The sequence below is a fragment of the Bacteroidota bacterium genome, from assembly GCA_018831055.1.
Classification (GTDB): domain Bacteria; phylum Bacteroidota; class Bacteroidia; order Bacteroidales; family B18-G4; genus M55B132.
The window spans coordinates 1-22,144 of sequence record JAHJRE010000146.1 but is presented as its reverse complement, the minus strand read 5'-3'; the positions used below and the strand labels follow the sequence as shown (position 1 = coordinate 22,144).

20 protein-coding genes are annotated in these 22,144 nt (G+C 43.9%); 6 read left to right on the top strand and 14 right to left on the bottom strand.

All coding sequences use genetic code 11. From position 1 onward, the window contains the following. On the top strand, nucleotides 1-810 hold an 810-nt coding region (locus KKA81_09585), incomplete at its 5' end, for an LUD domain-containing protein (GenBank protein ID MBU2651174.1). Between the two features lie 42 nt (nucleotides 811-852). Here KKA81_09585 and KKA81_09580 read toward each other — a convergent pair. From KKA81_09580 to purH, 5 genes are read right to left on the bottom strand one after another with little or no spacing between them, the layout of a single operon-like run. After that, on the bottom strand, nucleotides 853-1,971 hold the full coding sequence (locus KKA81_09580; protein MBU2651173.1) for an AhpC/TSA family protein: 1,119 nt from the start codon (nucleotides 1,969-1,971) through the stop codon (nucleotides 853-855). A 57-nt stretch (nucleotides 1,972-2,028) separates the two neighbouring features. After that, nucleotides 2,029-2,538, bottom strand: a complete 510-nt coding sequence (mreD, locus tag KKA81_09575; GenBank protein ID MBU2651172.1) for a rod shape-determining protein MreD — start codon at nucleotides 2,536-2,538, stop codon at nucleotides 2,029-2,031. Beyond that, nucleotides 2,531-3,349, bottom strand: a complete 819-nt coding sequence (gene mreC / locus KKA81_09570) for a rod shape-determining protein MreC (protein MBU2651171.1) — start codon at nucleotides 3,347-3,349, stop codon at nucleotides 2,531-2,533. The genes mreD and mreC overlap by 8 nt, the downstream gene beginning before the upstream one ends. Nucleotides 3,350-3,361: 12 nt before the next feature. Next, a complete protein-coding gene (locus KKA81_09565) occupies nucleotides 3,362-4,384 on the bottom strand; it encodes a rod shape-determining protein (GenBank protein ID MBU2651170.1) in 1,023 nt (340 codons plus the stop codon). A 14-nt stretch (nucleotides 4,385-4,398) separates the two neighbouring features. Further along, complete coding sequence (gene purH / locus KKA81_09560; GenBank protein MBU2651169.1) at nucleotides 4,399-5,919, bottom strand: bifunctional phosphoribosylaminoimidazolecarboxamide formyltransferase/IMP cyclohydrolase; 1,521 nt, start codon at nucleotides 5,917-5,919, stop codon at nucleotides 4,399-4,401. Nucleotides 5,920-6,020: 101 nt separating this feature from the next. Between purH and KKA81_09555 the strand changes: the two genes are divergently transcribed. After that, on the top strand, nucleotides 6,021-7,262 hold the full coding sequence (locus tag KKA81_09555; GenBank protein MBU2651168.1) for an ABC transporter permease: 1,242 nt from the start codon (nucleotides 6,021-6,023) through the stop codon (nucleotides 7,260-7,262). Here KKA81_09555 and KKA81_09550 read toward each other — a convergent pair. The 7 genes from KKA81_09550 to KKA81_09520 all read right to left on the bottom strand — a co-directional run bounded on the left by KKA81_09550 (nucleotide 7,259) and on the right by KKA81_09520 (nucleotide 15,393). Continuing rightward, the gene (locus tag KKA81_09550) at nucleotides 7,259-9,376 is read right to left on the bottom strand and encodes a SurA N-terminal domain-containing protein (protein ID MBU2651167.1); all 2,118 of its coding nucleotides are present in this window, start codon (nucleotides 9,374-9,376) and stop codon (nucleotides 7,259-7,261) included. The genes KKA81_09555 and KKA81_09550 overlap by 4 nt on opposite strands. 57 nt (nucleotides 9,377-9,433) lie before the next feature. Then, entirely contained in the window at nucleotides 9,434-10,687 is a 1,254-nt protein-coding gene (locus tag KKA81_09545; GenBank protein MBU2651166.1) for a hemolysin family protein, read from the bottom strand. 10 nt (nucleotides 10,688-10,697) lie between these two features. Next, a complete protein-coding gene (gene lptC, locus KKA81_09540; GenBank protein ID MBU2651165.1) occupies nucleotides 10,698-11,279 on the bottom strand; it encodes an LPS export ABC transporter periplasmic protein LptC in 582 nt (193 codons plus the stop codon). A 3-nt stretch (nucleotides 11,280-11,282) separates the two neighbouring features. Further along, on the bottom strand, nucleotides 11,283-12,665 hold the full coding sequence (locus KKA81_09535) for a tetratricopeptide repeat protein (protein MBU2651164.1): 1,383 nt from the start codon (nucleotides 12,663-12,665) through the stop codon (nucleotides 11,283-11,285). Between the two features lie 20 nt (nucleotides 12,666-12,685). Then, nucleotides 12,686-13,978, bottom strand: coding sequence for a hypothetical protein (locus KKA81_09530; protein MBU2651163.1), 1,293 nt, complete (start codon nucleotides 13,976-13,978; stop codon nucleotides 12,686-12,688). Further along, nucleotides 13,953-14,690, bottom strand: coding sequence for a type III pantothenate kinase (locus KKA81_09525; GenBank protein ID MBU2651162.1), 738 nt, complete (start codon nucleotides 14,688-14,690; stop codon nucleotides 13,953-13,955). Before KKA81_09525 ends, KKA81_09530 begins: the two co-directional genes overlap by 26 nt. A 70-nt stretch (nucleotides 14,691-14,760) precedes the next feature. Further along, the gene (locus KKA81_09520) at nucleotides 14,761-15,393 is read right to left on the bottom strand and encodes a ribonuclease H family protein (protein ID MBU2651161.1); all 633 of its coding nucleotides are present in this window, start codon (nucleotides 15,391-15,393) and stop codon (nucleotides 14,761-14,763) included. Nucleotides 15,394-15,510: 117 nt separating this feature from the next. Here KKA81_09520 and KKA81_09515 point away from each other — a divergent pair, with 117 nt between their 5' ends. After that, the gene (locus KKA81_09515; protein MBU2651160.1) at nucleotides 15,511-15,756 is read left to right on the top strand and encodes a hypothetical protein; all 246 of its coding nucleotides are present in this window, start codon (nucleotides 15,511-15,513) and stop codon (nucleotides 15,754-15,756) included. A gap of 274 nt (nucleotides 15,757-16,030) precedes the next feature. Next, nucleotides 16,031-16,975, top strand: a complete 945-nt coding sequence (locus KKA81_09510) for a hypothetical protein (protein ID MBU2651159.1) — start codon at nucleotides 16,031-16,033, stop codon at nucleotides 16,973-16,975. 12 nt (nucleotides 16,976-16,987) lie between these two features. Here the strand turns inward: KKA81_09510 and KKA81_09505 are convergent, their stop codons facing one another. Continuing rightward, nucleotides 16,988-18,076, bottom strand: coding sequence for a hypothetical protein (locus KKA81_09505; GenBank protein MBU2651158.1), 1,089 nt, complete (start codon nucleotides 18,074-18,076; stop codon nucleotides 16,988-16,990). A gap of 151 nt (nucleotides 18,077-18,227) precedes the next feature. On the opposite strand from KKA81_09505, the gene KKA81_09500 reads away from it, so the two are divergent. Next, on the top strand, nucleotides 18,228-18,788 hold the full coding sequence (locus KKA81_09500) for an exosortase/archaeosortase family protein (GenBank protein MBU2651157.1): 561 nt from the start codon (nucleotides 18,228-18,230) through the stop codon (nucleotides 18,786-18,788). 5 nt (nucleotides 18,789-18,793) lie between these two features. Here KKA81_09500 and KKA81_09495 read toward each other — a convergent pair whose 3' ends face one another. Next, nucleotides 18,794-21,391 (bottom strand): lamin tail domain-containing protein, encoded by a 2,598-nt coding sequence (locus KKA81_09495; GenBank protein ID MBU2651156.1) that lies wholly within the window; start codon nucleotides 21,389-21,391, stop codon nucleotides 18,794-18,796. Nucleotides 21,392-21,921: 530 nt separating this feature from the next. Here KKA81_09495 and KKA81_09490 point away from each other — a divergent pair. Beyond that, nucleotides 21,922-22,144 (top strand): aspartate-semialdehyde dehydrogenase (locus KKA81_09490; GenBank protein ID MBU2651155.1); only part of this gene is annotated, 223 nt, incomplete at its 3' end.

Below are 22,144 nucleotides of genomic sequence, written 5' to 3'. Positions count from 1 at the left end.
CGGGCAGACATCGGTATTACCGGGGCCAATTTTGTCATAGCACGTCAGGGAGCCATTGCGCTTACGGAAAACGAAGGCAACGGAGTGATGTCGTATTCTTTCCCAAAGGTTCATATTGTGATATGTGGTATTGAAAAGATCATCCCATCAATGGAAGATCTTGATATTTTCTGGCCGCTGCTTGCCACACACGGAACCGGCCAGTTTATGACGGTTTATAATTCTATTGTAAGTGGTCCGCGTCAAAGCGATGAAGAAGACGGTCCGGATGAGATGTATGTTATTTTCCTGGATAACGGAAGAACACGGCTTTTATCAACGGAAAGACAGTGGGTTGCGCTATCGTGTATACGTTGCGGGGCTTGTTTGAACGCTTGTCCGGTTTATCGCAATATAGGCGGTTATACGTATGATACAACATACAGCGGACCTATTGGATCCGTGATCACTCCCTGGATGTGCAGCATGGAAGAATTCAAGCATTTGAGCTTTGCTTCTTCGCTTTGCGGGAAATGCACGGAAGTATGCCCTGTCAATATTCCTCTTCATGAACTCTTGTTGGTGAACCGACATGATTCGGTTGCAAAAGGCTATACTACACGTATGGAAAGAATAACGATGTGGGGTTGGAAAAAAGTGATGCTTAGCAATAAATGGATGGATTTCATAAGTGGAAAAATGAAGAATTTCCTGTTAAGAAAGTTTTTCAGCCGGGCATGGGGTAAACACAGATCACTTCCTGAAATAAGTAAAAACTCGTTCAGGAAGTTTTACAGGGAGAGGGAAGGGGGACCGGAGTGGCGCCCCTGACGGGGCTAACCGTAATTATATTTCCCGGTGATAATCCTGTTACTATTCTTTATTGAAAATTTCGTGAAGTTTGATTCCAAGATCATTGCCGCGCAGGTTGCGGGCGATAATAATACCATCGGGATCAAGAAGCAGATTTGATGGGATGGAGATGATGCCATAGAGGTCTCCGGCAGAACTATTCCAGCCTCTGAGGTCGGAAGCATGGAGCCAGGTCAGGCTGTCGGCGCGTATAGCTTGTTTCCATGCAGAGGTATCTTCATCCAGGGAAACGCCAAGAATTTCAAACCCATTTTCATTATATTTCCTGTAATTCTTAACTAAATTTGGATTTTCCTTACGGCATGGACCGCACCAGGATGCCCAGAAGTCTATGAGCAGGTATTTTCCTTTTGATACTTCCCCGAGTGAAACGGCCTGACCACTGGTGTCATTAAGAACAAAAGGAATAAACGGTTGTCCGATAGCCACTCTTTTAAGTATTTCCACCCTGTCGCGAAGTCTTTGTGTATAAACCGAATTATTAAGGCCTTGATCCAGGGTATCCAGGATGGTAGTTAAATCATCGATCTCGTAATTATAAATATTTTTAGCCGCAATATACGGAGCCACCGGAGAGGCCGGGTTTGAGAAAATATACTGAAGAGCCATTGCGTCCATATCCGCATAAAGCGCTTCAAGGGTCATTTCCATCTCCTCTTCTGCTTCTTTGTCTCCCTTAGACGCTCTCAAATCAGCATAAACATTACGTATTTCATTCATGATCATTCTTTCCTGCCTCAGGTATCTTTCGTATTCAGTATGCGAATCAGACCCGCTGATCAGTGTGCTATCGGGATTCGATGTGTTGATGTTAAGGTTTATATCCGAACCCTCCAGGAAGAAAGGGATGTAGTTCCTGTAACCGGGCAAAAGAAGGTAATGCAATTCCGGTAAACCCGTTTTGCCTGTAAAAGAAAAAGAGTTACCCGACATCATTACCGAGTCAACTGTGATAAACTGTCCGGATTCCCTTTTTTTCAGGAAAACCAAACCATCGAAGATTGTGTCAGCCGTACCGGTAAGTGTATAGTCTTTTTGTTCCGGCGTACCGGGCTTTTCATTGCAGGAAACGAGCGCAGCGGCAATAATTATCAGGATGAAAGATTTTTTTATATTCATGGTGATACATATTTAATTATCAGGGGTAAAGATAAAAAAATCCTTCAGGAAAGGAATTTATTTCCTCCTTCTTAAAATATATTCATTGAGGATAATCATGATCAATGTCAGAATGGTACTGAAAACAACCATTCCCAAAGTTTTGAAGAACTCATCCATCCTGAAAACCTCCAGATAGAAAAGTACTAAATGATGAAAAAATACCAGTATCAGGGAATACATAAAGAACCAGGAAAAGCCCATATCTCGTATGCAGGGTTTCATTTCCGGCTCAATTTCCCGGTTTCCTGTAAGAAAACGTATCACACCCGGCCGAAGAAAAGCCATGAAAGTGGTTGCGGCTGTATGTATTCCAACACTATGCATGAAGATATCAATTATAAGCCCTAAAATGAATCCGGAGATCAGAAACAGCCATTTCGGGGTTTGAAAGGGCAGGATAATGATAAAAAGGACATAAAAGTAAGGGTTGATATAACCGTTTAATCGTATATTGTTGAGTATCAATACCTGAAACAGGATAAGTAGAATAAAAACAAAACTATATTTAATGACCTGCCTATTCATTTTCCTGTTGTTTCAATAAGTTGCGTTGTTCCGGGCTCATAAGGTTCTTAACAACATAAACCTGATATAGAGAATTAAAATCAACTGATAATCTGATTGTTGCCCGGTTAAGATTTTCAGTTGAGCCCGATTGCAATTCTTCTACGGTTCCGATTGTAATACCTGCCGGGAAAAAGAAGGAAAACCCGCTGGTTTGCACTGTATCTCCCTCTTCCAGTTTAATATGGTTGGGGATATCAAGAAGAGTTGCATAGCGGTAATCGTAACCATCCCACACAATGTTGGCAAGCTGTCCGTTTTTCCTGATCGTTGCGCTGAAACGGGCATCCTGGTGAAGCAGAGACATTACGGTAGAAAAATTTTCAGAGACCTCGATAACGATGCCGGTCAGTCCGGAAGGTGAGATCACACCCATTTCTTCCTGCAAGCCATGTTTTCTTCCTTTGTCGATCATTAAATAATTATTACGGCGTTGGGTGGAATTGCTTATCACGCGGGCAGGGATGAATCTGAAATTGGTATCGAGAAAAACATATTCGTTAGTATCTGAGAGAAGGAAGGAGGTTTTCAGAATATTTCTGAGTCGGGCGTTTTCATCGGCCAGGGCCTGGTTGGCTTTTTTAAGATAGAAATAATCGCTGACAGCGGCTTGCATTGCATTTACTTTACCTGTGATGATATTGGTAGAGTTGATGATTTTGGTATGTGGATATGGGTTGTGGCTGATAAGCAGGAGGACGGCTATCAATTCCAGGGAAATGAAAAGAAAGAAAAAGTATTGTTTTCTGATGAATGCAAACAGTGTTCGCATGGGTTCCTTCCTCTATTTGATAAGGAATGTAAATTTATCAAAGTTTTTCAGGGCTATTCCGGTGCCTCTGGCTACAGCTCTAAGCGGATCTTCGGCCACATGGATAGGAAGTTTGGTTTTCATGTGCAAACGTTTATCGAGACCCCGCAACATGGAGCCCCCACCGGCAAGATAAATACCTGTGCGGTAGATATCTGCTGCCAGTTCCGGCGGTGTCATTTCGAGAGCGTTGAGTACTGCTGCTTCTATTTTTGAGATTGATTTATCCAGGGCGTGTGCAATTTCAGCGTAGTTGACGATTATTTCCTTCGGGATGCCGGTAAGCATATCTCTTCCATGGACGGCGAAGTCATCCGGCGGATTATCCAGCTCAGGAAGGGAAGACCCTACTTCGATCTTGATCCTCTCGGCGGTCCTTTCCCCTATATTGATATTATGTTGTTTGCGCATGTATTCGATGATATCGTAGTTGAAATCATCACCGGCGATACGAATGGATTTATTGTTAACGATGCCACCGAGGGCTATCACGGCAATTTCACTGGTACCGCCACCGATATCGATCACCATGTTTCCTGTTGGTTCGAGTACATCGATCCCTATCCCGATGGCGGCAGCCATTGGTTCGTGGATCAGCTTAACCTCTTTGGCGCCGGCTTGTTCCGCACTGTCTTTAACGGCTCTTTCTTCCACCTCCGTGATGCCGGAGGGGATGCAAATAACCATTTTTAATGCCGGAGGGAAGATGGATTTTTTCGGAAAGATCATTTTGATCATTTCCCGTATCATAAACTCAGCGGCCTGAAAATCGGCAATAACACCATCGCGCAAGGGGCGTATGGTTTTGATGTTCTCATGTGTTTTACCATGCATCATCATGGCTTTCTTACCAACGGCGATAATCTTTCCTGTTTCCCTTTCAATGGCGACAATGGAAGGTTCGTCAACAACTACCTTATCGTTGTGTATAATAATTGTATTGGCCGTTCCCAGGTCAATTGCGATCTCCTTGGTCAAAAAAGAAAATAGTCCCATATTTCCTTTGTTAATTAGTGTTTAAAATGCCGTTTTCCTGTGAAAACCATCGACAAACCGTTTTGGTTGCAATAGTCGATAGATTCCTGGTCTCTTACTGATCCTCCTGGTTGTATCACTGCATCGATTCCTGCTTTATGAGCCAGTTCCACGGAATCGGAGAAGGGAAAAAACGCATCGGAAGCCATTACGGCTCCCTGCAGATCGAATCCAAAGGTATGCGCTTTTTCAATAGCTTGCTTTACAGCATCTACACGGGAAGTTTGTCCAACTCCACCCGCAATCAACTGTTTGTTCTTTGCCAGCACGATGGCGTTTGATTTGGTATGTTTCACCACTTTGTTGGCAAATAAAAGATCTTCTTTTACAGCAGGATCGGGTTGTTTTACCGTTACGGTTTCCATTTCATCGAGAGAAAGCGGTATTTCGTCCTTATCCTGCATCAATACCCCGTTAAGCAGTGATTTAAACTGTTTGCGCGGAAAACTGAATGAATTTTTCTTCAAAATGATCCTGTTTTTCTTTGACTTAAGAAGATCCAGGGCATTATCTTCATAATTGCCGGCCAGGATCACCTCAAAGAAAAGCTTATTGATTTCTTCAGCAGCAGGAAGATCAATATCTCCGTTACAAATCAAAACCCCACCGAAAGCGGATAAGGGGTCGGCTTCGAGGGCAGCCAGGTAAGCATCCCTGACATTGTCCCTGCATGCTAATCCACAAGGATTTGTATGTTTCAGGATGGCAAAGCAAACAGGATTGAATTCAGCAATAAGCTGTATACCCGCATCGATATCTACAAGGTTGTTATAACTGATTTCTTTACCATGGAGTTGTTCGAATACATCTTCGGTCTTACCGAAAAAATATCCCCTTTGGTGAGGATTTTCACCGTAACGGAGTGTCATCTCACCGGATGAAGCATACCTGAATGCAGGCAAATGTTGTTCCTGGTTGAAATACTGAAATATGGCAGTATCATAGGCCGAGGAGACTTCAAAAGCCCGGGTGGCAAAATATTTACGTTGCTCAAGGCTGGTATAACCTTGTCCTTCTTCCAGGATTTTTATTAATTCATTATAATACAGCGAGGAAGGAATTACCAATACGTCGGTAAAATTTTTCGCGGCAGCCCTTATGAGCGATATGCCCCCAATATCGATTTTCTCAATGATCTCATTTTCCGGTGCTCCGGAGGCAACAGTACTTTCAAAGGGATAGAGATCCACGATCACCAGGTCGAATTCCGGAATGCTGTATTCGTGCATTTGCCGGACGTCTTCTTCGTGTTGGCGGCGGCCAAGTATGCCCCCAAAAACCTTTGGGTGCAAAGTTTTAACCCTTCCTCCAAGTATCGAAGGATAGCTCGTGAGGGATTCCACTGTATGGGCCTCCGTCCCGTTCCTTACAATATGATCGTAGGTTCCTCCTGTCGAATATATGCCAATGTCAAGCTTTTCCAATAAAGATATGATCTTATCCAGATGATCTTTATAATAAACCGAAACAAGGGCATTATTGATTTTCTTGTTCATTGTGTGCTTCTTGCTGAATTCCACCGTTGCGTCAAAATTAATGCTTATTTCTTAAAGTATTTGCATAACTTTACAAATTGTTGAAGTATTGAATATTTACCATGATAGTCATTCGTCTTATACGGGAAAGTTTTGTCTTTGCCATGCATGAACTTGTGGTTAACAAGACCCGCACAGTTTTAACGCTTTTAGGCATAACCATTGGTATTTTTTCGATCATATCGATTTATACCATTTTTGATTCTATGGAGCGGAATATCCGTAAAGGGATAGAATCGTTGGGAGATAATGTTTTATTCATACAGAAGTGGCCCTGGGCCATGGGTGGTGATTATCCCTGGTGGAAGTATTTTCAGCGACCTGAGCCTACTCTTGACGATTTGCGTGAGATACAAAAGCGGAGTATGACAGCAGATGCTGCCGCATTCTTTATCGGGACGTCGAGGACGGTGAAGTACCTGGGAAACAGCATTGAAAATGCGAATATTATAGCGGTTTCACACGATTATTCACGGGTAATGCCATTCGACCTGAGTGATGGCAGGTATTTTACTCCTGTAGAATCGCAGGCGGGCCGGCCGGTTGCCATCATAGGGTCGGAGATCGCCACCAATCTCTTCCAGGGCCTTGATCCCATCGGAAGGAAAATCAAGATTTTTGGCAGGAACATCGAAGTTATCGGGTTGATGAAAAAAGAAGGAGAAGACTTCTTTGGCAATACTTCTGACGACCAGATCATCATTCCCATACAGTTTGCACGGTCCGAACTCAACATTCGGGACATGGGTACTACTATTCTGGTGAGAGGAAAACCCAATGTGAGCAATGAAGAGATGAAAGATGAGCTGACGGGCATCCTGAGGAGTGTTCATAAGTTAAAGCCCCGTGCGGAGGATGATTTCGCCATCAATGAGACCGATATAATCACCAAGGGATTCGACCAGTTATTTGGAGTCATCGCGGTTGTAGGGCTCATTATCAGTATTTTCTCACTGTTGGTAGGAGGTTTTGGGATTGCCAACATCATGTTTGTAAGTGTGAGGGAGAGGATCAACATCATCGGCATACAGAAATCACTGGGAGCAAAGCGTTATTTCATCCTGTTGCAATTCCTGTTTGAATCGGTATTCCTGGCATTGATCGGTGGTTTGATCGGATTGCTTCTGGTACTTATATTAACCTTTGCCGGGGAGAGCCTGTTCGATATGGAGTTGATGCTCACCATGAGGAATATCATCATCGGGGTGGTTGTATCTTCGATGATCGGACTATTATCGGGGATTATCCCGGCTTATATGGCTTCCAGGCTTGATCCCGTGGAAGCCATACGTTCCAATTCCTAATAGAAGTAAACTCTGTTATCGATGATGTCCGCGTTATCCATGATAGCACGGTAAGGATAATTGTTATCCACTCTTCTCTGGAATTCGGTTTCCAGGTTTTTCTTGTAAAAATCGAAGGTTGCGGTTTCGGGTACTTGTCCGAAACGGTCTACTACGATAGCAAAAACAGCTCCACCGCCCTGCAGGGGTCCTTTGAACTCGTTTTCATTCATGGCAAATATGGTACCGATAATGCGGTGTTCTGCTCCGAATCCCGGGATATTCCTGGAATCGAAGGTAAGGGTATAATTCGTGTCGAGATCAAGATTCAGATCTCTTGCAAGAACATTCAGGTCTGAAGATCCGTTTTTGCTGATCAGTTCAGAAATATATTCGCCTTTCTTCTCATTTTTCATGTTATTGACCAGTCTTTCCCTCATTTCATCGGCAGATATCACTCCTTTTTGTCTTTCAGCGGTAATAAGAGCTACCAGGTATTTACCATCGAGGTCGAATACGGGTGAAACGGCGTCTACTTTTGCATTATCACTAAATACCCAGCGGACAACGGAGCGCGGGTTATCCAGTCCGGGAATGGTGTTTGTCATTTCCTTGAGGTAGGTAGCTGATCTTTTATCAAGGCCCAGGTCGATCACGGCCTGCTCGAATTTTTCGGGATTATTGTTTTCACCGGCAAATTTGCTGGCTTCCACGTAAATTTTCTGGAATGTTTCGGTGCTGGGTTCAACGGCGCGGTCGATAACTGCAACCCGGGCTTTCTTCACGGGGGTTGACTTTCCTGTAATCTTCAGAACATGGAAACCAAAGGGTGTTTCAATAAATTCCACATCACCGGGTTTTCCATTTGCGACGGCTTCATTGAAGGCGTGTATCATAGCCCCATCGGGGAACCAGCCCAGGTCTCCATTATTGGATTGAACCGAACCGTCGTTGGAAAAAGCCACAGCAAGTTCCTGGAGACGGTTGGGGTTACGACGTAGGATATTATAAAGGCTATCAGCTATTGCCTGAGCACGTTCACGGTTACGGGTCACGTCTTCTGCAGCACGGAGAGCTCCGCGGTATGCAATAAGTATATGTTCGGCCTTCATGGAGTCAGGACGGTATTGTACATCGATCAGTTTACCCATATGCCAGGCATTATCCAGGAAATAAGGCTGTATCAATGTTCCGGGTGCTGCGTTGAAAGCAATGGTATCCAAAGCAACAGGAAGAACGCCCTGAAGCCACCATGTGCTGTCGTAACGGTTGTCGGAAGTGGCGTTTACAAACATCTCGATGTTCTCGGAATATTGAAGTTCCTGGAAAATCCTGAAAACCTCAGCTTTTGTTTTTTCATAATCCTCATCCGAAGGCTCCACATCAAAAACTATGTAGTCGATATCGCGCGTAAATTCCTGCTCGAATTTATGTTTGTTTTCTTCGTAGTATTCCATGTATTCATCATCGGTGTAAGATACCAGTGAATCGGGTACATCAGCATATTTTTTATAAGCATAGCGGAATTCTGCGTTTTTCTTTTGGTTTTCATACTGCATTTTAGCAAATGCGTCCGGAACATAAAAACCTTTGCTGATCAGGTTATTGTATTTGGTATTAACCCGGTCACGTTTGATGTATTTCTCAAAATTCACCCATTGTCTTTGCTGTTGAGGCGTCATTTGATTGAGACTTTGGAGATAACGGATCACAAATTCGCGATCGAAACGTCCCGTTTCAGGATTAACGAAATATTGGAGGATCAGTCTGTGTGGGTTGTTTCCCTGTATCAGATCGAACAGTTCATCCGATGAAACAGCCAGACCAAGTTCTTCATATTCATTATCCATAAGGATTTCATTCAAGTACTGGTCCCAGGTATTGTTTCTTACCACGAAAGCTTCGTCATAGGTAAGGTTTTCCTTGTTCTGGTTGATCTTCTGGGCCTCTATATTTTCTTCCACCCGATAGTTGAAATCCGAAAAAGAAATTTTAACATCTTCTATCTCACCAACATCTTTGTATTGGTTAGGTCTTGCCGAAAAAAGATCGCTGAGTACAAAAGCGGCGATAGCAACGCCAACAAGAATTACAGCTAAGCCGGAATGTTTTCTGATTCTACCTATAACAGCCATAGTTATATATTTTTTTTAGAGGGTGCAAAGGTATAATTAAATTTTTTAATTGCCGAATTATTCTTCTGATTTTAAGTGCACCTGGTCGATCCGGTTGCGGCTGGAATGGACAATATGGAAAAGCATGTCACCGATAATAATTTTTTCATCGGGTCCGGGAATGCTTTCATGGTGGCGCAGGATAAGCCCGGCGAGGGTTTCATAATCTTCCGATTCGGGCAGATTAAGATTATATTTTTCATTGAGATAGTCTATCTCAAGACGGCCGGAGAAAAGGTATTCACCGTTTCCGAGGTCTTTTTCCACAAGATCTTCTTCGTCGTATTCATCTTCTATTTCTCCAAAGATCTCTTCGATGATATCTTCCATTGTGACCATACCTGATGTACCACCGAATTCATCCACGACGACGGCAATGCTTTTATGTTCTCTGATGAACATTGACAACACCTCATTGGCCAGCATAGTTTCGGGGATATAATTAAGCGATCTTATGATGCGTGCAATACTTTGCGGATTGTGAAAGAGGTCGGAATGATGAGTATAGCCGATAATGTTGTCGATGGAATCCTGGAAAACGGGAATTTTGGAAAAGCCGGTTTCGGAAAATTTCTTTCTTAGATTATCAATGCTATCGTTCACCTCAATGGCTTCAATATCTGTTCTGGGCACCATACATTCCCGTATTTTCACGTCCCTGAATTCAATGGCATTCTGGAACATCTGGATTTCAGGTATGCTGCTGCCTTCCTGGCTTTGTTCTCCGGCAAAGGTTTGAAGGTAATCATCCAGATCGGTGGAATGCATGACAGTGCGCCGTACAACAGGTTTCTCGCGAAAGATGATCATAAAAAACATTTTCCCGAGGATATTGAAGATAAGCACCAATGGGCAGAACAGGATATAAATCACAAAAAAGGGTATGGCGAAGATATTCAGCACAGCGTTTGGATTGATCCTCACCAGTATTTTCGGGAGGAATTCGGCCAGAAGGATGATCAGAATAAAGGCTACAATAATCTGGAGCGGCAATAATACCCAGGAAAAAGCTGTCTGATAAGGAATCAATGATTCGAGCAATCCTGCAAGGGCTATCGTACCAACCACAATGGCAAAATCATTACCCAGCAGAATGGTTCCTGTGAATCTGGAGGGACGGGAATTCAGGAAAGAAATAATGCGGGCGGGAAGAAGCCCTTTGCTTTTATCAATTTCAATTTTCAGGCTGTTTGACAAGGAAAAAGCTGTTTCCATGCCTGAAAAAAAGGCCGACAGGAGCAGGGTGATGATAACGATCAGCCAGTTGTCCATACTATTATTTTTACCGGTCAGAGTCTTCTACCGTGATATCTCCGGATGGGTGGAGTAAACGCCTTCTGGTGAAAGTCTGATCCGACTCCAGCCCTTCTCCGTAAAGGACACCACTTTCGCTGGTCAGCTTCGAAAATTTATTTGAGTAGATCAATTCCTTAGTCTGATCCCAGATCAATTCTTCCGTATTTAATGTTTCCCCGGTTTCGTGGTTTATAACAACCACGTTTCCATGAGCTTCCATAATTTTACGTTCCGGGTAGTTGATTCCATAGTTGGCTGTCAGCACGGTTTTCACGGTTTGCAGAGAATCGTAGAAGACCACTTTGAAACCATCCGGGAACTCCATCCTGGGATTCTTACCCCCATAATTATTCATAAGCGGTGCGCTGAGTTTTACCTGCACGGCAGCGTTTTCAGAATAGAGAAATTCGATATTTTTTGCGGTCACGTCGGGAAGAGTATCCAGCATGCTTTCCATGGCCTGGATATCCTTCATATTGTTTTTGCAGGAAAAGAGCAGGATGATTGTCAGGCAGGCAGCCAATGCTTTCAGGAGCCGTACCGGTGTTATAAACTTGGTAAAAAACATTTCTTACTGAGCTGCGGCTCTCACCGTAGTCTTTTCGTTAATCCAGCATTCGACGGTAAATTCATCTCCTTCATTGAGGTTATTAAAGAAAATATTCTCGATGGGAGGAAAATACGATGAATAGGAGGCAATTCTGGAATTGGCAAGTTCAGCCATTTCAGGATCAATTCTTTTTGCCTGATAGTATTTGTCGACAGCGGCCCAGTACGCGACTTTTTTGGTGAACTCGTTATCACCGCAGGAGGAAGCTGATTCGGCATACATGTCACCGATCAGGATAAGAGGATGGCCGTCGTTGGGTCTAAGATCGAGTGATTTCATGGCATAACTGCGTGCGAGCGGGTAGTTTTTAAGTTGTTTGTAAGCGCTTGCAAGCAACAGGTAGCTGTCGGCAACATCATCAGGATTATCGAGCTTTTCACCCTCTTTCAAAAATTTGACTGCTTCCTGATAATCCTCTTTCTTTGTCAGCATTTTTCCGATAAGATAAGCTGACTCAGCATTGGGTTCCAATTCATAAAGCTTAAGTGTAGCATCGAAATACAACTGATCATCGGTGCATTTTTTCTTGTCCATGATCTTTGTAATCTTTTTCAGCAGGTCGGTATTTTCTGGTGATTCTTTGAATTTTTTGCCATAGATCTCAATAAGCGCTTCACAGGTAGCGTAAGGCTCGAAAGTAAGATCAATATTACCCTTCACATTTTCCCAGTTGGTTTTTTTCCGTTCGTCATCAGCGTAACGTGAAATATTATAATCGATGATTTTAGAGCTTTGGTCATAGTTATCGAAGATAATATCGGGGCCGGCTTTACCTTCATCGATCATTTTTTTGGTGGCCCTCATGTAAAATACCAGCACATCGGGATAAGAGTCGTTACCATCGAGTTCGATGGAGCGTTTCAGGATATCATAAATCTGTTCAAAGGCTTCCGGGCGATAGGAATACATATCAACTCCTTTGCGGCCAAGCACATAACCTTCCTTGCCAAAATATTCTATACGGCGGTCGTATATCATAAAAAGGGTGTCAATAAGTTTTTCCTTGCGTGCAGCGTCTTTTTCGTTCTTGATTCTCCATTCAGCTATTTTTATCCCATCGAGGTAAATACTCTGTCGGGAGGCAGGGCAGTTCATGAAGACCCATCTCCAGGGTTTTAGGGCGTCTTTTACCGAAGCATTGGTAAATTTGCTTGCTTTCCATTGTTTGAATGACTCAAGGTATAAGGAAAGGTTTGTGATACAGGTAATGCTGTCTTCACCATATTTGGGAATATTCAGGCCCGTTCCGGCTTCTTCGCCGGTTTCTTCATCCTGGGCTGTAACAATGCCTGCCGTTAGGAACAGGATCAGCGTAATGAGAATTGAAAGAATCTTTGCTTTCATGTCTTTCCGTATATTTATGTTTATCTGTATTTACTTCTTATAAACCAATTTTCATGGATAGTGATCCCAAGGGTAAATTTAACAAAATTTTCCCTGATGAGGTTATTATTTGTCGTTCCGAATTTACCTATTTCAAAACCGAAGTTAAGCATAGAGCTGGATCTTGAAACCGGTAAACCAAATCCAAAACTTATGCCAATTTCATTCAGATGATTGTTTCTCAGATAAATGTTCGACATGCCATATTTGAATCCAAGCCTGTACCTGATCTTTTTCATATACGATCGGAGAGCGTCAATATCCGGGATATATTCTCCGCCAACGGCAATGCTCCAGCTGTTTTTCAGTGAATCTTTATATCCGAAAGCTTCGTATTTCGACCATTCCTGCCAGTTAAAATCTATCCCGATCTTCCAGTGCAGGGGCATTTCGAGTGTAATACCGGCACCTGCCTGCATGGGGATGGTGATGGTTCCGCTGTGCTCCTTATCGTATACCACTGTATCGCCAAAGTATTCAACACCGTTGTAGGAACCAATGAATGTATTGGCAAGATACTCTCGCCTGGTCTTCAGACGGGTTTGCGGAGAATAGGTCAATCCTGCGGAAATGATCTGTTTGTTCTTCATGACTTTACGGTACAACATACCGAAACTGAAGCTAAAGTCTCCAACCCGAAAGAGATTATCCATCTGTGCATTTATGTACGTGTCGATGGAATCCGGAAAGAAAATATTCCTGGATTTCTCTATGGTACCAAAATTATAGAATGCGTTTGCACCCAGGGAAAGGTTTTTTGTTATTTTAACGGCTGTTCCGGCAAAAACCTGGGTGATGCCTCCGTTTCCTTCGTATTGTATTTGTGTTTTTCCAATATTGGTCAGGTATTGCTGTGTAAGGATATTATATCCCACGTCACTGTAAGGAACGATCCCAAAACTTGCCTTAAACCTTTTTGAGACCGGAAATCCGAACAGCAGGTGGTTGAGGGAGGCGTAACTGGCATTTTCGGAGGTATTGATATTTTTCAAGGTCCGGCGGCTCGACAACACGCCACCTTCGAAAAGGAAGGTGGAAGAGTCAAAAACAATATAGGTTGCCGGATTGAAAATATTGATCATATTGCCGGAATTAACGGCATTGCGTATGCCTCCCATCGACATCAAAACGGTATTGTAACTATCCGATCTTAAATTACCCACGCCATAATATGAATATGGGGAACTTATCCTGACCTGTGCTATCATGTCAGAAGACAGAAGGATCACAAACAGGATCAGGATGTGGCTAAGGTTGCCTTTGTTCAATTGCATGGGAATCCAATATATTTTTTAAACCACGTAGTACGATGTTTGGGACTGCAAAGATGTTATTTTTTAGCTTTTTATCAAAATAATTAAGGTCCCCGCCACTTAAAACTACTGTTAAATTATTGTAAATTTTTCGATATTGATCGATAATTCCATTGATTTCAGCTAACATTCCGTTCACAACGCCCGATTGAATAGACTCGTGTGTGGTTGTTCCTGTTAATGGTATATTATCTTTTGTCTTGCATAATGGAAGTTTATCGGTAAATTCATGCAGAGCCCGGAAACGCATTTTCATCCCTGGTGAGATGGCTCCTCCTGAATAAACTCCTTGTTTGTTGACAAAGTCATAGGTCAGGCAGGTACCGGCCATGATCACAAGCACATCATTATCGGGATAAAGCATATGTCCGGCCACAGCCGCTGCCAGCCTGTCTTTTCCGAGTGTTTCCGGGGTGGAGTATCCGATTTGCAAGGGTAAATGCGTGTTTTCATCCAGTTCGGTATGCAGGCTATGCTTTTCCAGGAAATGGCTTATCCAGGAAGGATGGTTCCTGACAGAGGAAATGATGGACCTTTTTACAGGAAAACGATTCAGGATTTGTTTAAGCTCTTCCTGTTCAATATTGGGGACGGCCAGGAGAAATACTTCCGTATTGCCTTTAAAAATGGCAATTTTTGTTAAAGTATTACCGAAATCAATGATCAGATCCATAACGTAGGATAGTCAACGTAAAGATAGCTTAAAAATTGCAAAATCGTAAGATCCCGTGGCAGAAGCCGGATTATTTGCGGCCAAAATCCGCGGGGATCTCTCCCCATGCTTCGGTTTCCCATTTGAACAGAGGATTGGGATAGCTATGGTTTTGCAGCCAGATAAGCGCTCTTTCCAATAATTCAAAGCTTTTTTCATTGCCTTTGCCAGGTTGAAGGGTTGTTTTAACCTTCTTGTTTTTTACCCAGGTGAGGGCAGTCGTTGAATCGGAATACAAAGGAATGGTACTTCCCTGCTTATGCAAATATCCCAACCCATGAACAATGGCAAGGAACTCCCCGATATTGACAGTCGAATTGGGAAAAGGGCCGGCATGAAACAAGACCGTTCCAGATGCGGTATCTACGCCTCTGTATTCCATGGTACCGGGATTCCCGCTGCAGGCAGCATCGACAGAAATGCTGGGAATAACCGGGTTGCCGCAGGCTTTTTTTTTGTCTCTGGTCTTCCCTGCCTTTTGATTGGCTTTTCCAATGTATTTCCATGGAGAACTATCCAGAGCTTTTAAAGCGTCTTCTTTGTCGCTGAATGATCGGTACAGAGCACCTTCGAATCCTCCGACCTGTTCGAAACAATCTTTCCAGTTTTCAAAAACCCCGGTATTCCGGCCTTTCCAAACGACATAATACTTTTTTTCAGACAATTGTGTAGTTTTTTTTTATCAACTTCAAAATAAGGGATTTTTTTTCATATATTTGCATGCGTAAAGTTGGGTTAACTTTACAGATAAGTTATCGTAATCAAAGCCAAACGTGTAGTCATGAAAAGTACGCTAACCAGTCTTTTAATCATTTTAGCCATTATTGTGCTTTCTCTGTATCAGCAACCTGCTTATAGTTCTTCTCCACCTCCACCTCCGCCCGGCCATGGTTCGTCAGGTAATGTTCCCGGTGGTGGCGCGAGCATTGAAGGAGGATTGCTTATTTTTTTAGCCCTTGCTGCCGGTTATGGTGCTAAAAGGGCTTATGAGAACTGGAAACTGAAAGGGAGCGAAGAAAAGGTGTAATTGAAAATCTTGTCAAATTTTGGCAGGATTCTCATATTGGTTCAGGCTTCAGGCTTCAGGTTGCAGGTAGTTTGAGTGTGTGTGATAAGTGAGAGTTGTGACCTGTAACTTGTAACATGTAACCTGCATCTTGTAACTTGTAACGTGCAACTTTTTGTAATTGTCTGCCGATATCATGTTATCTATTTTTATTCCTGTTATTTTATTTTAATTTTGCAAAACAGCCTTTCATGGTTTTGTAAAACAGTTAACCCAATTAATAACAGGAAGCTTTATGAACACCCAGGAAGAAAATTTCAAAACACAACCCGGAAACCAGCGCATGAAAGGAAAGGTCAGGCAGTATCAGATCTTTCTGATCCTTTTGCTAATAGTCGTTGCTGCTTTGGTGATATGGCTTTTTCTCAGCAAATCGAAACTGAATAATCTTCTCAATGAGAAGGAGCAGCAAAGGATAGAACTTACCAATGAGCTCGATTCCTTGCTGGGGGAACACGAAAAGGTCAAGCTTGAATATGGTCAACTTGCCGATTCTCTTACCGTTAAAGACAGTGTCATTCAGGCCAATGCCATAGAAATCCGGAAATTGCTCGACACACAGTGGGAGTATTACAAGATCAAGAAGAAACTTGCCAGGCTCCAGGAAGTCTCACAGGGTTATGTTCGGCAGATGGATTCACTTTACCGCGTTAATGAAGCCTTATCGGAGGAGAACGAACTGATCCGCAAAGACCTTCAGCAGGTCAAACGTGAGAAAGACCTTGTAATGAAAGATAAGGAGATGTTACAGGAAAAGGTAGGGATAGCGTCTGTATTGCAGGCATATAATATAACCGTGGAAGGCATTCGTTCACGCGGGGGTGGCAGCCGTGATAAGGTTACCGACAAGGCTACCCGTCTTGATAAGATCAAGGTTTGCTTTACCATCAGTAAAAATGAGATCCTAACCCCTGGAATCAAAGAGGTTTATGTCAGAATAGCAAGACCGGATAAGGAAATCCTGACGAAAGACCGTACCCAGGACTATACCTTTATATATCAGGGCGAACCTATCCAATATTCCATGAAGGAAGAGATCGATTACCGGAATGAAGCCATGGACCTATGCCTCTACTGGTTTAAGAAGTATGAGGGTCAGCCCATTGATATTGGTACGTATCATGTCGATATCTTTGCCGACGATAACGTGATAGGTCATACCACCTTTACACTTCGCTAAGAAAACTGCTTTTCAGGCGCGTTTTATAGAAAATGATATATCTATACTTATATCAAAGTGTAATCCTCTGTCGAGTTCAATCCTGAAAAAGGATAAAAACGCAAGCATTAGCAGGAAAAATAGCCAGCGGAACGAATGCCGCTGACGGTAATTCTTCAGTATCCATGATCTGGGAGCAGCATCCCTGTTGAAATACATGGGTACCAGCAAAAATCCCATCGTGGCAAACATGATGGTTTCATAAGGAAAATTAAAATTGTTGGGAATTTTCACCAGTATGATCAGCAGCGATCCCAGGATCCAGGGAATAATTGCCTGCCGTAAGATCATGGCCCGGTTTTCGTTTGGGGAGGTCTTTCCTGCTGCCATACCGGTTTCAAGGAAGCGGCCGGCAGAAAAGTAACCTATGATGCCCAGCATGAACAATGCCAGCAATGCCAGCAATAACTTAAAAAAGGTAATTACATACAGCCAGTTTACCACGTATCCAAAGCCTTCATCGGTGCTGATTCCTGATACAAGAGCACCTAAAAAATGATTGATCGCATGAAAAGAAAGCCAGAGAACAAAAAGCCGGGTATAACCCCGCACCCGGTTCATACTGAACACTTTGAAGTACAGTAAAATACCTACCGCCAGACAAACCACCGGGCCTGATATCGTGATCACGATGATGTTGAAACGGGTCCATTTAGGAGAAAAATCGTTGAAAGCAAGATCATAATAGTATAAAACAGAATCCAGCTCCCAGAGTCCGGCTGTCAGAATAACTATAATCTGATAAAGAAGATAGATTAAAACATAGCTCAGGATAAAGAGAGTCAGGGAGTTAACAAACTGAAAAACCGCACTTCTGTTGAATGAAGGTAAGGAGATGAAATTGAAAAGCGAACGTTCCGGCCTCGCTTTCTCAGCTTTTCGTAATGCCGCCTGCATTTTTTTCTCCCTGCGTATGCTGTCACGGTGATGCCGGCGGGCAATCTTTTTTTTGTATCTCTTGCGTGCGTTTTCCTCCCTGCGTGCTTTGAGCCCGCGGAAATAATCGCGTATACGCTGCAGCAAACCTGGCTTTACAGGCCTGCGCCTTCGGGATCGTTTCATAAAAACCGTTTTCTTTTTCCTATGACGAAGTTAGGGAAATTTTGTGTGAATAACACAACCGATGTTGTAATCGAAGATCGCAGATCGGAGATCGGAGAACAGATCTGCGATTCTAAATTAAATGTTTATCTTCGCTCCTCAATAAAATTTCATGATGGGTTATACAGAAAAACTCGACGCTCTGCTCGATCGCTATAAGCTGAAACCGCTCAAGGGTGTGATGATTTTCATGCTGATCACGGTGATCATCCATGTTGCCTGGCGCTTATGGGCTTATCGGCTGCATTATTTCCCTATACAGGATTTTATGAATGCAGCCGGGAATTTTATGGCAGACATAGTATTCCGGCAGGGCTCCTGGTTTGTTCAGCATGTTCTTGGGATTGAGATCACTACGGCAAACAACACCATGTACTTCAGTAATAACGGGTATATAGCAATTAACACAGGTTGTTCGGGACTAAAACCCATGGTGCAGTTCGTGCTGCTGATGATGCTTTATCCTGGTCCGTGGATGAAAAAGCTATGGTTTATCCCAATGGGAATTGTGGTAGTCCATTTAACCAATCTTTTCCGGGTCACCGGGCTTTCGGTCGTTATCATGGAATGGCCGAATTACTGGCATTTCAGTCATGATTATCTATTCCGGCCTTTCTTTTATGTGGTGATCTTTGCCATGTGGTTGTGGTGGGAAGAGAAGCTGCGGCGCTGATTGGTTCAATATCCGGCCACTACAACGGTTTCTTTGCATTTACTCACTTTTCCGTCCATTCCTGTTACCTGGAAATAAATTATATAAATACCTTTCCGGCAAGGTGTATTGCGTTCATCGAGGCCATCCCAGATGAAGGTCCCGGAAGCACCGAGCAATACCTGTTCTGCCAGTCTTCTGAGGGGATATCCCATATCGTCGAAAATTAACAGATTGCCTGTACAGCCGGTCTGTTCAAGTTGATAAGCGATGGTACACACGCTGTTTTCCCCGCTGCCGCTGCCGGGGTAAATGACTTTGGGAGTTACGTTTAATATATCTGTTGATTCCGTCACTTCTGCATACTGGGAATTTAATCTTCCGGGAGTGCCAAAGCCAAAGTCCTGCGCTGCACTGTGCCAGTTTTCAGGATCTGAGGAGGGAAAAGCAGGGTTAATACGTTCCAGGGAGATACCGTCGGTGAACACAAGCAAAGGATAATGCATATCCACGGAGTAATCCACTGCGTCGAGGCATAAATTATCTGGTCCGGTAAGCAGGATACGGCCCGATTCGTTGTTCAGTGAAGGGAAATTGGGGTTGCACAGGATCCTTGACATGCCGGGTACATAATAGCATTCTCTCACTTTCTCAGGGCAACCGGTAAATACAACATATTCACCAGGAAGAAGCTGTAAACAGCAATCCGTCAGAATTCCGCCGGTGGTATCGGGAGGATCCGGCCATCGTTCTTTTACGGTGTATAAGCCACATTCACTCAGCTCCAGTGTTTCTGAAGATGCGTTGTACAATTCAATATATTCCCCACAGCCATCCAGGGGATCGAAAAGGATCTCATTGATCACAATGCTGTTAGCGAAAGGATCGACAGGAAGGCCTAACTTTTTTCTGATCAGGGATGTTTGCACAGTCCCATTGCAATTCAACAACCCCGCTTCTGTTTCCAGTTCGTAAATCAACCCGCTTTGAAGCTTTCCTGTTAACTCCAGCAGGAATTGCTTGTTGTAATTACCGTTTCCGGTGATCTTACAAGGGACCATTCCTCCCGGAAATATCCTGAAATGGTCAGCCCATCCCATGATGCCGGCATCCATTCCCTGGCTGAAAGTCAGCATAATTTCCGAATCGGAAAGCACACAAAGGTTTTCCATGTTGATTTCCGGTTGGAATGGGTTGTTTACGGGGTTCTCTGTGCCCGGCGATCCGCCATAAGGCGAAGTACTGGTTATATAGTTGTCTTCCAGGAGGCAGGGATTGAAAGTATTAACCATTTCGAGGGAATATCCACCTTCCTTTTTATCGGAAGAGGTGTGCCAAAGGGGATCGTAGTACATTTCGTGGATGATTGTATTATTGCGGCTGGCCAGAGAAAGAGAAGTCCCGTTGTTAGGCAGGCTCAGGCTTTCGAGGCTTGCTATAAGGCCAAAGGGTTCCAGCATGGAAAGCATGGATTCTGCTGTCAGGATGAGATAGCCTTGCGGGGGCAGAGCAATCAATCCGGAAATGTCTCTTTTCGTTTCGCCATAAGTCAACGACCATCCGTTCATATCCACCGGATATCCTGAAGCATTGTAAAGTTCAACATATTCTGCATCCGGCAGGCCGACCGGTGGGGAAGGATCTGCCATGATCTCGCTGATCACCACATCCCCGTAAACGGGTAAAAACCAGGTAAATGGGATGGCTGTGTCGGGCATTATGTTTCCTGAAAGGTCTGCAAGCCCCTGGAGCGAGAGGTAACAGGTTTGTTTATTCGGGAAGGCATCCTGGAAAAGCAATAGCAAGGAAGATGGGTTTTCAGGCAAGCATATGGCAGTATCAGGATGCAGGGAAGCAGGTTGCAGGATGTAGTGTTGAGGGAGGGTGGCGAAGGAAATGTCCAGGTTTTCGCTGAATGTAAGATTGAGGCTTAGTGAGTCAATGATAGAAAGATTTTCTACATGAGGAGGTATAGTATCCTGACAAACCGGGCCCATGTAGAAATTGTCGAAATAGAATTTGGTGCAGTTGCTTTTGGTATAGGTGCAAAGTACCCCCAGATAGCCGTTTTCAATATTCAGGATGGCCTGGCCACAGGTTTCTTCCTGGTAATATTGTCCACCCAGGGGATCGGACAGTATTTCCCATAATCCATTATCGTACAATATCTTAACAGAAATATTAAATGATGAGGCGAGGTTACCGGGAATCCCACGGCAAATGCTTTGAATTTCCTGGCCATCCTGGAAGAAAAGCTCCAGGGCATCATCGGAGCCGGCTTCTCCAAGCTGGATAAAGAAAGCCTCCGTGTTTCCGGTGAGGTCGGGTTGAGAAGAGAACAGGTAAATGCGGGCATTATTATTCCCGGAAGGGCTGAACTTCAGGTTGGCATTGAAGCGCCATTCCAGCTCCCCGCTTCCTGCAACAGCAGTTACCAGGAAGGCAGTACCCGCATCGCTGTCGTTCAGTTGCAGCCGGTAATCCTCATTAACCCTGAATTTTGCAGTATTACCAGTCCATGCCGGCTGATTCAGGAAATCGCCATCATCGAAGCCATCGTTTAACTGGCAGAAACTTAATGCCGGAAGCATCATAAAACATGTTGTAATTCTGATCATTTTCATAATTTTGTTGTTTAGTCCGGTAATTGTTGAAGTGTTGCTAATCATTAGTTCCGGAAAAGGGGAAATATACCCCTGGGGATGGAAGCACTTCAGCTTCGGTGATGGAAGCACTTTACCCGCGGTGATAAAAGCACCTCACCCGCGGTGATAAAAGCACCTCACCCCCGGCCCCTCTCCTGAAGGAGAGGGGGGGAGTGGGTGAAGCACTTCAGCCGTTGGTGAAAAGAGCACCTCACCCGTGGGTGAAAGAACCACCTCACCCCCGGCCCCTCTCCTGAAGGAGAGGGGGGGAGTGACTGCAAAAGTGAAGGTGATGTGTTGTGGTATGTAAGATTAGCGCGGAAGCCCCTTCTCCTTCAGGAGAAGGGGTTTGGGGATGAGGTGGCTTGAAGGAGAAGGGGTTTGGGGATGAGGTGGCTTGAAGGAGAGGGGGGAAGTGAGTGCAGGATTGAGGCGGATTTGCGTTGATATTGGGAATGAGGCAGTTAGTTTGGATAAGTATTGACCAACAGATAAACAACAGAAAGCTTATGAAAATCGCGGTAATTGGTGTTACCGGCCAGGTTGGCCGTACTATACTGGAGGTTCTTCAGGAAAGCCGGCTTTTTTTTGAGACTGAGCTGGTACCGGTAGCTTCGAGCAGGTCATATGGGGAGAAGGTTGTGTTTTCGGGTGAAGAATACAAGGTGATCAGTATGGGGGAAGCATTGGAAGCCAATCCTGATATAGCCATTTTCTCTGCCGGTGCGGAGG

Bases quoted from the DNA above. Each gene is read 5' to 3' on its own strand.
- KKA81_09545 (MBU2651166.1), bottom strand. From the start codon at position 10,687: ATGGACAACTGGCTGATCGTTATCATCACCCTGCTCCTGTCGGCCTTT.
- KKA81_09505 (MBU2651158.1), bottom strand. From the start codon at position 18,076: ATGAAACGATCCCGAAGGCGCAGGCCTGTAAAGCCAGGTTTGCTGCAG.
- KKA81_09555 (MBU2651168.1), top strand. From the start codon at position 6,021: ATGATAGTCATTCGTCTTATACGGGAAAGTTTTGTCTTTGCCATGCAT.
- mreD (MBU2651172.1), bottom strand. From the start codon at position 2,538: ATGAATAGGCAGGTCATTAAATATAGTTTTGTTTTTATTCTACTTATC.
- KKA81_09550 (MBU2651167.1), bottom strand. From the start codon at position 9,376: ATGGCTGTTATAGGTAGAATCAGAAAACATTCCGGCTTAGCTGTAATT.
- lptC (MBU2651165.1), bottom strand. From the start codon at position 11,279: ATGTTTTTTACCAAGTTTATAACACCGGTACGGCTCCTGAAAGCATTG.
- KKA81_09495 (MBU2651156.1), bottom strand. From the start codon at position 21,391: ATGAAAATGATCAGAATTACAACATGTTTTATGATGCTTCCGGCATTA.
- KKA81_09515 (MBU2651160.1), top strand. From the start codon at position 15,511: ATGAAAAGTACGCTAACCAGTCTTTTAATCATTTTAGCCATTATTGTG.
- KKA81_09580 (MBU2651173.1), bottom strand. From the start codon at position 1,971: ATGAATATAAAAAAATCTTTCATCCTGATAATTATTGCCGCTGCGCTC.
- KKA81_09565 (MBU2651170.1), bottom strand. From the start codon at position 4,384: ATGGGACTATTTTCTTTTTTGACCAAGGAGATCGCAATTGACCTGGGA.
- KKA81_09530 (MBU2651163.1), bottom strand. From the start codon at position 13,978: ATGCAATTGAACAAAGGCAACCTTAGCCACATCCTGATCCTGTTTGTG.
- purH (MBU2651169.1), bottom strand. From the start codon at position 5,919: ATGAACAAGAAAATCAATAATGCCCTTGTTTCGGTTTATTATAAAGAT.
- KKA81_09500 (MBU2651157.1), top strand. From the start codon at position 18,228: ATGATGGGTTATACAGAAAAACTCGACGCTCTGCTCGATCGCTATAAG.
- KKA81_09525 (MBU2651162.1), bottom strand. From the start codon at position 14,690: ATGGATCTGATCATTGATTTCGGTAATACTTTAACAAAAATTGCCATT.
- KKA81_09510 (MBU2651159.1), top strand. From the start codon at position 16,031: ATGAACACCCAGGAAGAAAATTTCAAAACACAACCCGGAAACCAGCGC.
- KKA81_09535 (MBU2651164.1), bottom strand. From the start codon at position 12,665: ATGAAAGCAAAGATTCTTTCAATTCTCATTACGCTGATCCTGTTCCTA.
- mreC (MBU2651171.1), bottom strand. From the start codon at position 3,349: ATGCGAACACTGTTTGCATTCATCAGAAAACAATACTTTTTCTTTCTT.